This is a genomic window from Pseudomonas sp. TE3895, from assembly GCF_056278855.1.
The window spans coordinates 2,204,777-2,215,000 of the sequence record NZ_JBWBQE010000001.1 but is presented as its reverse complement, the minus strand read 5'-3'; the positions used below and the strand labels follow the sequence as shown (position 1 = coordinate 2,215,000).

Below are 10,224 nucleotides of genomic sequence, written 5' to 3'. Positions count from 1 at the left end.
GGGCGACCAGGAGCTGGAACGTACACTTGCCGCGTTGTGGTGGTCGGCACTTGCCGCCGGCCTGTCCATGGGGCTGTCGTTGATGGCCATGGGGCTATTCTACGCCCGCCTGCCGGAAGGCGATGGTGCCCAGGTGGTCGCCAGCATCGGCTACAGTGCGGGCTTTCTTGCCGTGATCCTGGCACGCCAGCAACTGTTCACCGAAAATACGCTCACCGCCGTGCTGCCCGTCATGACCGCCCCTACGCTGGCCAACTTCGGACGACTGCTACGCCTCTGGGGCGTGGTGTTGTTTGGCAACCTGGCAGGCACCCTGCTGGTAGCCTGGGTGATGCTGGAACTGCCGATCTTCGACAGCAAGACCGATGTGGCATTCCTGGAGGTCGGTCGCAAGGTAATGAAGAACGACATCAGCCAGATGTTCGCCAAGGGCATAGTCTCAGGCTGGATGATTGCCACCATGGTCTGGATGATCCCTTCAATGGAGCACGCCAAGATCTGGATCATTCTGATGATCACCTACCTGATGGCCCTTGGCGATTTCACTCATATAGTGGTGGGGTCAGTCGAAGTGTCCTACCTGGTGTGGGCTGGCGACGAAACCTGGAGCCGTTTCTGGCTGGAATTTGCACTGCCGACGCTGGCGGGCAACATCATCGGTGGCAGTTTCATCTTCGCCTTGATCAGCCATGCGCAAGTGCGCAGTGACAGTGGCAAACCACCCTCGCGGCTTCTGAACGACGACCAGCCCCAGTCCGCGCGCAGCAGACATGAGCCAAAATGATACTCAGCGTGCCGCTACGGTGAGCTCATGCCCCTGGCCCTGCTTACTCATGGGCCAGGGCTACACATCCGTTCTGCCCGCCATGCGGTGACTCCAGATTGCCCCGCTCCCGTCCGCGGCGCGCTCAGTCGCACCTGAGCCTGGTTATCGACGGCCCACCACAGTGATCGAATCAACCGTGAATTGGCTTGTAAGGTCATTTCTCGCCGATGTAACACTGTTCAACAATATTCATCCGAATTATGCGATGAACGGTACACCGGCAGAAGAAGATCAGCATTATGGACAATCGCATCGGCAAAGGGCTTTCATTCGTCAAGCGCATCTACCTGCCGCGGGTCATTGGCCTGGGAATCGGCCTGTTCACTGTCATGGCGGCGATTGCGCCGCTGTCGCCCCCCTCCTGGACATGGCTGCTAGTACTGTTCAATGGTTTGCTGTGGCCGCACGTGGCCTACCAGTGGGCTGCCCGCTCGGCAACGCCTTACCAGGCGGAACAGCGCAACCTTCTGCTGGACTCGCTGATGGGCGGGTTCTGGACTGCCGCCATGCACTTCAACCCGCTACCCAGCGTGACCGTGCTGTCGATGATGACGATGAACAACGTCGCCGCCGGCGGCAAGCGCATGGTCTTTCGCGGAGCGCTGGCGCAACTGGCTGGCATGCTCGCCGCCATCCTGCTGCTTGGCCCTGGCTTGCAATTGATCGCCACGCCCCTGCAGGTCTATGCGTGCCTGCCAATGCTGGCGCTGTACCCACTGGCCTTGGGCTGGGTGTGCTACCAGCTTGCGATCAAGCTGGGCGACCACAAGCGCCGGCTGAGCGCCCTGAGCCTCACCGACAGCCTGACCGGGCTGTTCAACCACGGCGCCTGGAAGGACCTGCTGCAGCTCAAGTTCCAGGCGTGCAAGCAGCGACAGGGGCACGCGGTGATTGCCCTGATCGACATCGATCACTTCAAGACCATCAACGACACCTTTGGCCATGTGGTCGGCGACTGTGTACTGCGCCAGCTCAGCGCTGAGCTGCGGCGCAGTTTGCGCGAGGGCGACCAGGCCGGGCGTTACGGCGGCGACGAATTCTGCGTGATCCTGCCCGAAATCAGCGAAGCCCAGGCCTGCCAAGTCATGGAGCGTCTGCGCGAGCGGGTTTCCAGCTACCGCAACCCACAGTTACCGCACCTGCGCATCAGCCTGAGTATCGGCCTGTCACCCTTCGAGGCCAACCTCGAGTCCCCCGAGCACTGGCTCGAACAGGCGGACAAGGCGCTGTACATCGCCAAGCACGCTGGCCGCGATCAGGTCAATTTTGCCCGCGGTGAAGCTGCCGCGCTCAGGCTGGCCTATCCTGATTGAACCTCCTTCCTGTCTGCCTGGCGGGAGGTTGCCTGAAGGAGCCGCTCGCGCATGGCCAGGACCGCCAAGCTTCCACCCGCTAGCCCCACACCGCGCTTTCAGGTGCGCCACCTCATTGCCGGTTTCAGCGCAGTGTTCGGCCTGGCTTGCCTGGTCATTCTCGGCGCTCTGTTCAATATCGCCAGCACACTCGACCAACAGGAGCGCCAGCGTAGCGCCTTCCATGCGAACCAGGCGCTGGAACAACGGCTGCTCGCCTCGCGCCAGTTTCTGTCCAGCTATGCCGTATGGGATGCAGCCTTCGAGCACTTGTCGGGCCAAGCCGACTGGCAATGGGCCTACGAGGAAAAAAACATAGGTGAGTCGCTGTACAGCGCCAGCGGCTACGAAGGGGTGTTCGTAGTGGAAAACGACCGCACCACCTATGCCTTGTTCAAAGGCCAGCCCAGCCAGGCAGGTGCCAACACCTACATAGAGACACCGCTGCAGCCGATCATCGAACAAGCCCGCGCGGCGGCAGTTTCACGCGAGCAAATCACCCATTTTGTGCTGTTCAATGGCTGGCCGGCCGCACTCAGTGCAGCAGCCGTGCGCCCGGACCGGGAGGTTACCGACAGCGAGGTGAGTCAGGCGCCGGTGATGCTGTTCATTGACCAGCTCACCGAAAGCAAACTGGCGCAGTTGGGCAACGGCGCCGGCCTGACGGGCATGCACGTGGAAAAGGAGGATATGCAGGATCACAGCCACCTGCGCATCGACCTGGGCGACACCGGCTACCATCTGACCTGGAACAGCCCACTGCCGGGGCGTCAGATGCTGCGGGCAGTGTTGCCAGCACTGTTGTGCGCACTACTGATACTTGGCCTGGTGATGCTGTACCTGTTCCGCCATGCCTTGCGCAGCTCCCGGGCAATCGGCCTCACGCTCGTGCATCTGCAACAAAGCAACCAGGCCCTGGAGGCCAGCGAGCAGCGTTTCCGGGCGGTGGCCGAATCGGCATCCGACTGGATCTGGGAAACCGACCGGCATCAACGCCTGACCTACCTGTCGCAACGCTTCGCCAACGTCACCGGCTACCCGGTAGACGGCTGGCTGGGCCACCCGCTCAACCAGTTGCTGGCCTGCGACACCACGCCGTTGTCACCTTGGCTCGACGCCCTGGCTACCGCCGACCCGCAGCAATTGGCCAACCTGCGCTGCACTTACCGCGACCAGAATGGCCAGAACCGCTACTGCCGGATATCCGCCCGCGCTATCTGGCGCGATGGCAAGGCCATCGGTTTTCGGGGTACCGCCAGCGATATCACCGACGAAGTCGACGCCCACGCGCGCATCCAGCATCTTTCGCTGCACGACCCACTGACCGGGCTGGCCAACCGCAATAAGCTCGCCCGGCACTTGGAGCAGGCCTTGTTGCGCGGCAGTGACTCGCCCCCGCTGACCTTGTTGCTGCTGGACCTGGACAACTTCAAGCCGATCAACGACTCGCTCGGTCATGCCGCCGGAGATGCCGTGCTGCAAGAAGTGGCAACGCGCCTGCGCGACACCACCCGCGATGGCGACCTGGTCGCGCGTCTGGGCGGCGACGAGTTCATCCTGGTACTCAGCGGCATGGACAACAGCAGCGAGATCGACCGCTTCTGTGCGCGCCTGATCGGCCTGCTGCAGCAACCCATCGTCTTCGAAAACCAGCCGCTGCACATTGGTGCCAGTATTGGCGTTGCCCAGACGCGCAACCAGGGCTTCGATGCAGGTGAACTGATCCGCTGCGCCGACATCGCCCTGTACCAGGCCAAGGCCGATGGAAAGAACACATGGCGCTACTTCGTTGCCGAAATGAACCAGCAGATCCAGTACCGCCGCCAGCTGGAGAACGACCTGCGCCGGGCCCTGCGCAATGAGGGGTTCGAGTTGCATTACCAGCCGCGCTACCGCCTCGACGACCTGCGTATCGTCGCGGTCGAGGCCTTGGTGCGCTGGCGGCATCCACAGGAAGGGTTACTGGGGCCGGACACCTTCATTCCGTTGGCCGAGCAGAGCGACATCATTGTTGCGCTGGGCCGCTGGGTGCTTCGCGAAGCTTGCCGCACTGCCCATGACTGGCCAGCCGACGTGCTGGTTTCGGTCAACCTGTCGCCTGCGCAGTTCTTGCGCAGCGATGTGGTAGCCGACGTGCGCGAAATATTGCTCGACACGGCCTTCCCCGCCCAGCGGTTGGAACTGGAGATTACCGAGAACGTGATGCTCAACGACATCGAGGGCGCGCTAGGCACCATGCTGTCGCTCAAGGAGCTAGGGGTGCGCCTGAACATGGATGATTTCGGCACCGGCTATTCGTCGTTGGGCTACCTGCGTACTTACCCGTTCGACAGCATCAAGATCGACAAACGCTTCATCAGCGGCCTGAACAACAACGGCGGCAGCGACCGCGCTGTGGTCCAGGCCATCATCAACCTGGGTGAGGCGATGGGGCTGACAGTGACAGCCGAAGGCGTGGAAAGCGAACATCAACTCAAGGCGCTGGAAAACGATCGCTGCCATGAAGTGCAAGGCTATTACCTGAGCATGCCCCTGGACAGCGCCGGATTGGCGGCGTTGTTGCACCAAACCTCCCAAAGCACTGCACAACCCTTGTAGACGCGGCCTTGCTCCTAAACAGACTGGGTGTGCTGCTGCAGGCTGCGCTGCGCCACGATTTCGGGCAGATCACAGCGGCGCAGGTAGGCGCGCAGCGGTTCACCAATGTTCAAGCGGTCATCCACATGCTGATCCAGCAACAGCGACAGCCGTTCGCGGCACAACGCCATGCGCTGCCCTTGCTCGGGCCGCCAGACAAACTCGCTGCAGGGGGTGATACTGGCGTCGGCCACGTCCATGCCGAACGCGTCCTCGGAGAAACGCACGATATGAACACCGCGCTTGCCGTGAAAACCGACAAAGCCCTTTAGCTGATCGGCGGCGTTGCAGATATCCTGGGAAGTGATGGCCATGACGTAACCTCGCAATGAAATCGGAAGATACGCACGCCTGGCGGAAGAAGGGTTGCCTCTGTCGGGCAACTCACAGCGGCAGCCTAACGCAACTGGCGGGCCGTTCGCCAAATTTTTTCGTGCCTGCCCAACGTCGTCGACGAACTCAAGCTGTACTGCCTTCACCACACGCCCCGGCTGTACCGCTTCGACCGTTACATCTCTGTCTATTGGGCAGCACCATCACTGCGGGTCGCGGTCCTCATGCACTTGCACACTCGCCGTCATACCCGCACTCAAGGTCAGCCCTTCCGGCACCTGATCCAGGCGAATCCTCACGGGTATGCGCTGGGCCAGTCGTACCCAGTTGAAGGTCGGCTCTACCTCCGGCAGCAACTGGCTGTCCGGGTTGCTGTTGCGGTCGGTGATGCCGCGGCTGATGCTCTCCACGTGCCCCTGCATCGGTTCACCCGTGCCCATCAGCCACACCTTCACAGTGTCCCCAACGCGAATGCGCGGCAGCTTGGTTTCCTCGAAATAGGCCTGGATGTAGAACGTCGAATCATCCACCAGCGCCATCACCGATTCCCCGGTGTTCACATAATTGCCTTCGGCCAGACGCAGATTGGTGATATGCCCGCTGCGCGGTGCCCGCACCTCACTGCGCGCCAGGTTGATCCTGGCCACCTGCAACTGCGCCTCGGCCTCATGCAACTCGCCACGCGCGATGGCGGCATTGATCTGGGCGTTTTCACGCAACTCGGCACTGATCGCCTCTGGCCCCAAGGCAGTACGCCGGGCTGCTTCACGCTCGCGCAAGCGCAATTGCTGGGCGCGGGTCTCGGTCACCGCGCTGGCCTGATCGAACGCGGCCTGGAAGCGCTCGCGGTCAATGCTCATCAACAGGTCGCCAGCCTTGACCTGCTGGTTGTCATGAACCTTGAGTTCGCGAACCCAGCCAGACACGTCAGGCGCAATCACCACCACATCGGCGCGCACACGGGCATCGCGCGTCCATGGGGTGAGCATGTAGTACTGCCACAGCTGGTAGCCGGCCAACACGGCCAGGGCCACCACACACAGGGTCACCAGAATACGTACGGCCGCACGCATCGAAACACTCCTTTATAAAGTTCCCAGCAGGCGTACCACCAGGAACAACACACAGACGAACAGCGCTGCGTCGAACAGCGCTTCATGCCAGATCCAGCGCCCCAACGGTGTGGCCTGCACCACCAGGCGCAGCAGGCCGGTGAGCAGCAGCGCCAACAACACATAAAGCAGAAACGGGCTGAGCAGCACACCGCCCACTTCCCACTCACGCAAACCCATGGGTGTCCTCCTGCCAGCGGCACCATTTGCCCCAGCTTTTCTGCAATTGCAGCACCGCCCCCTCGGCCAGCCGGAGCGGGTCGCTGGCTGGCAACCGACGCAAGGCTGCAATGAACTGCTCACTGGCAGCATCCAGCCGCTGCCCACGCCCGGCAGCCGGCCCTTTGGCCAGCACTGCCTCCACGTGTTGCAGGTACTCGCGCTCGGCCCGCCCCAAAGGGGCCTGGGCGACCGCCAGGCACATGCGCAGGTGCACCAGTTCGTCGCCGATATCCAGCCCGTGCAGGCCGTCATCCCAGCGTTTGCGTTCGCCTTCCGGTAATTCACTGGCATGCCGCGCCAGTTGCATCAGCCGGTCGGCCATGCGCCCGCCAAACCAGCTGTCAGCCCCGCGCAGGTCGCGCCGGGTCAGGCGCACCAAGTCGTTCTGCGTTGCAGCACGCAAGCGCCGGCCCAGCCAGGCCGGGTGGCGGAACACCAGCAAGCGGAAGGCCATGACCGCTGCCGACACCCCCACCAGCATGGCCAAGGCACTGTTCAACATGGTCGCCACGCCGAACTGCATGGCGTTGAGCGGCGACACCAGCACAATGAAGTGCAGGCAATAGGAAGTGGCCGTAGCCCCGGTCCGAGGATGGGCCATGCCCAGTGCACCAAGAAACAGTGGCACGCCCATGCCCAGGCAGAGCATGGCGAAGCTGCTCCATTGCGGCAGCATGATCTGCCCGACCAGAAACGCCGCCGGTATCGCCAGGAATATCCCGCGCAGAAAACTCAGGCCGATCTGTGCGCCGTTCTCGCGACTGGCGAACAGGCTGCAGACCACGCAGGTCAGCACCAGGCCACCCGGGGCCGAAGGCCAGGCCGTGGCCAGCCAGAAACCACTCATTACCAGGAAGGCCAGCGCGCTGCGCGAGCCGAACAGCAAGGCCAGCGACCAGTCTCGGTGCGCGGCCAGCCCCTGGGACACGTCCTTAGGCGCCCTGCCCGCCTCCACATCCTCAAGTGCCTGGCTGGCGGCCATGGCATAGTCCAATAGCAGGGCCATGCGCGCCAGGCAGAAGTGCTCCGCCGAACTGATCTGCTCATCGTGGGCGGCATCCCAGATACGCTGACGTAACAACAACAAGCTGGGCTGATCGGGTTGGGCCAGCAGCGTGCGCACTTCCTGCAACCAGGGCGTCAGGTGCTCGACCTCACCCTCATCCAGTTGCCGCCACTGGCGGCGCACCGAACGGGAAATACGCAACAGCACCATCAGTTTCTGGCTAAGGCCACGAATGGCACGGGCACGTTGGCGCCCGCGATTGCCCTCGAACCAGGCATGTTCACGTTGGCTGTCGATGGCAACGATGCGCCCCAGGCTTTCCAGCAGGCCTTTGCGCGCCTCGTCCTCTCCGCCCAGCATGGCGCTGGCGGCCTGCAGGCCGTTCTGCCAGGCCTGCCGCGCCTGCCCGCCCAGTTGCTGCTCGACCCGCATGGGCCAGAGCAAGGCACTGCTGGCTGTTGCACAAAAAATACCCAGGCAGATCTCGGTACAGCGAGCCACGGCCTGGTCGAATACCTGCAGGGGGTGGTCAATGGCCGGCAGGGCAATGATCGCTGCGGTGTAGCCGGCCAGCACGAAGGCATAGGCCCAGGCGCTGCGCAACTGGGTGGACGCGGCAGTACACAGGGCCAGCCAAAGCGCCAAGGTAAGCAGAAACAAGCCGGGGGTCTGGGCGAACAGGCCGATGAACAGCACCGACATGACTGTGCCGACCAACGTGCCGGCCAACCGCGCCAAGCCTTTCTGCACCACCATGCCCGATAGCGGCTGGGCGACGATGAAAGCAGTCATCAATGCCCAGGAGGGTTGCTCCAGCCCCCAGCGCATCGCCAGCCACAACGCCAGGCCGCCCCCGAGCAGGGTCTTGATGGCAAACTTGAGGGCGAGGCTGCTGGGCGCGAACAGGGCCTGAAAGGTGATGGGCACGAGGCGGACCTTGCGGGGAAAAGTCTTGCTGAAAAGATAGACAATGATGAGCAGGATAAAGCGGAAACGATTAATTAGCTAGCTAATCATGTATGTTCGATTGGCCTGCATTGAAAGGGACAGCTCAGACAATAAAAAATGCAGGCAAAAAAAATGGGCGACCGAAGTCGCCCTAAATGCCTTGCGTGCTCGTGTACCCGGAAGGTCAGCGCGGCTTGCGCTTGTTCGAGTCCTTCCAGATGAAAATGCCCAGACCGGCAAAGAAGGCGACCATCAGCCCGACCGTTACCACACCGGCGATAACCACGTTGTCGAAGAACATGCTGGCCTCCCCATTCGTTTGCCGTTGTCCGATGGGTACACGTTAACCAATGTGGAGGCAGGGAAAATTGATCAGTGTCAATGGTGCCCGAGGCCGGGCACGCGAGGGGGGCGCAGGGTTGACCTGCGTCAAGTTTCAACGCTTCTTAGGTTTGCCCTTGGGCTTCTTTTTCTTGCTGGTACTCAATGGCAGGGCCTGCTCGAAAGCATTGCGCATTTCGTTCAGCCGCTTTTCCTTGAGGTCGTGGACGCGCTTGGCACGTTCGGCATCGAAATCGATGAGGTTGTCTTGGCTCATGGGTGGGCTCGACGATCAACAGAGAATTGCATGATGAAGCCAGGCGCAGGCGCTGACCAGCCCCGTATCAGACTTCGATGTCCACCAGCAGTCCTTGGCGTACATGCTCGCCCATCAATGGCGCTACCGGCACGGTATTGTCGGCATTGACCTCGTCACCCGGGACGGCATCGTAGCGTTCCTGCTCGCCCTTATTGCGGCGTTGCTGCTGGCGGCGCTGTTCATCGCGCAGCAACAATACCTGCTCCTGGGGGTCGCGCTGGCGCTTGAGGTCAATGGCACTTTCGCCGGACGCAGGCTGCGTCGGCACCACCGGCTTGATGTCGGGGGTTGGCTTGACCGGGTCCTGTTGCGAGGTGACCGGGGCGGCACTGAGCGGAATGATCGGCGGCAGCATGGACGTTCTCCTATGCCCCCTGTATCGGCAGGCACAGCTTTACCTTGATGTCATGGACAACATTTACTCGGCTTCGTCACCCGGCTCGTCGTCGACTGGCGGGCTGGCCTCGCTCCAGGGCCGCTTGTACACCTGTTGCCAAACCGCATCCATGTGATCGCGTAGTACCTGCGGCGCGGCTTTCAGCGAAGCGCTGTCCTCGCGCTCACCACCGATAGGTTCCTCCCCCGCCGGGGTGATCAGCGACTGGCCGGTAATGGTGTAACTGGCCTGCCCTTCACGCATCTCGATGGCGATGTCATGCGGGTCGATACCGCCGCCGCAGAACGCATGGCTGGCCACCGTTATCTCGGCCACCCCATTCTTGTTCAGGTCGCTCACATCACTGACGTCATTATAGAAATCCACGTCCAGGTCCAGCCCCGGGCAGGTCGTTTCCTGCTCGACCTGCCAACGCGCCTTGAAGGTGTCGTTCCCGGCCGTGCGCCCGTACAAGGTGGCCTTGAGCACCACCTTGTCCACTTCCTGTTCGCTTTCCAGGTCGCTGGCCTGGCCATCGCTGCGGCTCAGGACCAACAGCCCTTCGCCGTCACCGTCACGAAAGTGCACGCTCTTTATCGGCGTCTGCACGCCCAGTACCTCAAGCTGCTCCATCGGAATGGGGGGCAATGTCTCAAAGTTTTTCTGCTCGCAGGCGCTCAGCAGCACCAGGCTGCCCACGGCCATCGAAGCGCTGATCCAGCGGTGCTTGGCAGACATGTTGATCCGGGGCCCTCGTCGGCGGCGCTGTGCA

The 10,224-nt window shown here is 62.2% G+C and carries 11 protein-coding genes (1 of these 11 running past the window's edge); 3 read left to right on the top strand and 8 right to left on the bottom strand.

Annotation, left to right across the window (positions count from 1 at the left end):
* From ACZ889_RS09970 to ACZ889_RS09960, 3 genes are all read left to right on the top strand, one after another.
* Positions 1–784: the 3' portion of a formate/nitrite transporter family protein gene (locus tag ACZ889_RS09970; protein WP_012051438.1), read on the top strand. Its footprint begins 113 nt before the window's first position; the window shows 784 of its 897 coding nt (coding positions 114–897); the start codon falls outside the window, past its left edge; its stop codon occupies positions 782–784.
* A gap of 281 nt (positions 785–1,065) precedes the next feature.
* The gene (locus tag ACZ889_RS09965; protein WP_180688722.1) at positions 1,066–2,139 is read left to right on the top strand and encodes a diguanylate cyclase; all 1,074 of its coding nucleotides are present in this window, start codon (positions 1,066–1,068) and stop codon (positions 2,137–2,139) included.
* 51 nt (positions 2,140–2,190) lie between these two features.
* Positions 2,191–4,776, top strand: coding sequence for a bifunctional diguanylate cyclase/phosphodiesterase (locus ACZ889_RS09960; RefSeq protein WP_476257347.1), 2,586 nt, complete (start codon positions 2,191–2,193; stop codon positions 4,774–4,776).
* A gap of 14 nt (positions 4,777–4,790) precedes the next feature.
* On the opposite strand, the gene ACZ889_RS09955 is transcribed toward ACZ889_RS09960, so the two are convergent.
* The 8 genes from ACZ889_RS09955 to ACZ889_RS09920 form a co-directional block, all read right to left on the bottom strand.
* On the bottom strand, positions 4,791–5,129 hold the full coding sequence (locus ACZ889_RS09955; protein ID WP_003254855.1) for a DUF2025 family protein: 339 nt from the start codon (positions 5,127–5,129) through the stop codon (positions 4,791–4,793).
* 222 nt (positions 5,130–5,351) lie between these two features.
* On the bottom strand, positions 5,352–6,221 hold the full coding sequence (locus ACZ889_RS09950; RefSeq protein ID WP_003254857.1) for an efflux RND transporter periplasmic adaptor subunit: 870 nt from the start codon (positions 6,219–6,221) through the stop codon (positions 5,352–5,354).
* A 12-nt stretch (positions 6,222–6,233) separates the two neighbouring features.
* On the bottom strand, positions 6,234–6,440 hold the full coding sequence (locus tag ACZ889_RS09945; RefSeq protein ID WP_003254859.1) for a DUF1656 domain-containing protein: 207 nt from the start codon (positions 6,438–6,440) through the stop codon (positions 6,234–6,236).
* Positions 6,427–8,415, bottom strand: coding sequence for an FUSC family protein (locus ACZ889_RS09940; RefSeq protein WP_476257346.1), 1,989 nt, complete (start codon positions 8,413–8,415; stop codon positions 6,427–6,429). Before ACZ889_RS09940 ends, ACZ889_RS09945 begins: the two co-directional genes overlap by 14 nt.
* Positions 8,416–8,620: 205 nt before the next feature.
* Positions 8,621–8,737, bottom strand: a complete 117-nt coding sequence (ccoM, locus tag ACZ889_RS09935; RefSeq protein WP_003254862.1) for a cytochrome c oxidase subunit CcoM — start codon at positions 8,735–8,737, stop codon at positions 8,621–8,623.
* Between the two features lie 135 nt (positions 8,738–8,872).
* Positions 8,873–9,034 (bottom strand): hypothetical protein, encoded by a 162-nt coding sequence (locus tag ACZ889_RS09930; protein ID WP_003254864.1) that lies wholly within the window; start codon positions 9,032–9,034, stop codon positions 8,873–8,875.
* A gap of 67 nt (positions 9,035–9,101) precedes the next feature.
* Positions 9,102–9,431 carry a hypothetical protein gene (locus tag ACZ889_RS09925; RefSeq protein ID WP_003254865.1) on the bottom strand — a complete coding sequence of 110 codons (330 nt, stop codon included), beginning with the start codon at positions 9,429–9,431 and terminating at the stop codon, positions 9,102–9,104.
* Between the two features lie 63 nt (positions 9,432–9,494).
* On the bottom strand, positions 9,495–10,190 hold the full coding sequence (locus tag ACZ889_RS09920) for a M949_RS01915 family surface polysaccharide biosynthesis protein (protein ID WP_060546260.1): 696 nt from the start codon (positions 10,188–10,190) through the stop codon (positions 9,495–9,497).
* Between the last annotated feature and the right edge of the window lie 34 nt (positions 10,191–10,224).

Coding starts and splice junctions, on each gene's coding strand:
- ACZ889_RS09955 (WP_003254855.1), bottom strand. CDS start 5,129: ATGGCCATCACTTCCCAGGATATCTGCAACGCCGCCGATCAGCTAAAG.
- ACZ889_RS09945 (WP_003254859.1), bottom strand. CDS start 6,440: ATGGGTTTGCGTGAGTGGGAAGTGGGCGGTGTGCTGCTCAGCCCGTTT.
- ACZ889_RS09920 (WP_060546260.1), bottom strand. CDS start 10,190: ATGTCTGCCAAGCACCGCTGGATCAGCGCTTCGATGGCCGTGGGCAGC.
- ACZ889_RS09965 (WP_180688722.1), top strand. CDS start 1,066: ATGGACAATCGCATCGGCAAAGGGCTTTCATTCGTCAAGCGCATCTAC.
- ACZ889_RS09950 (WP_003254857.1), bottom strand. CDS start 6,221: ATGCGTGCGGCCGTACGTATTCTGGTGACCCTGTGTGTGGTGGCCCTG.
- ACZ889_RS09925 (WP_003254865.1), bottom strand. CDS start 9,431: ATGCTGCCGCCGATCATTCCGCTCAGTGCCGCCCCGGTCACCTCGCAA.
- ACZ889_RS09930 (WP_003254864.1), bottom strand. CDS start 9,034: ATGAGCCAAGACAACCTCATCGATTTCGATGCCGAACGTGCCAAGCGC.
- ACZ889_RS09960 (WP_476257347.1), top strand. CDS start 2,191: ATGGCCAGGACCGCCAAGCTTCCACCCGCTAGCCCCACACCGCGCTTT.
- ccoM (WP_003254862.1), bottom strand. CDS start 8,737: ATGTTCTTCGACAACGTGGTTATCGCCGGTGTGGTAACGGTCGGGCTG.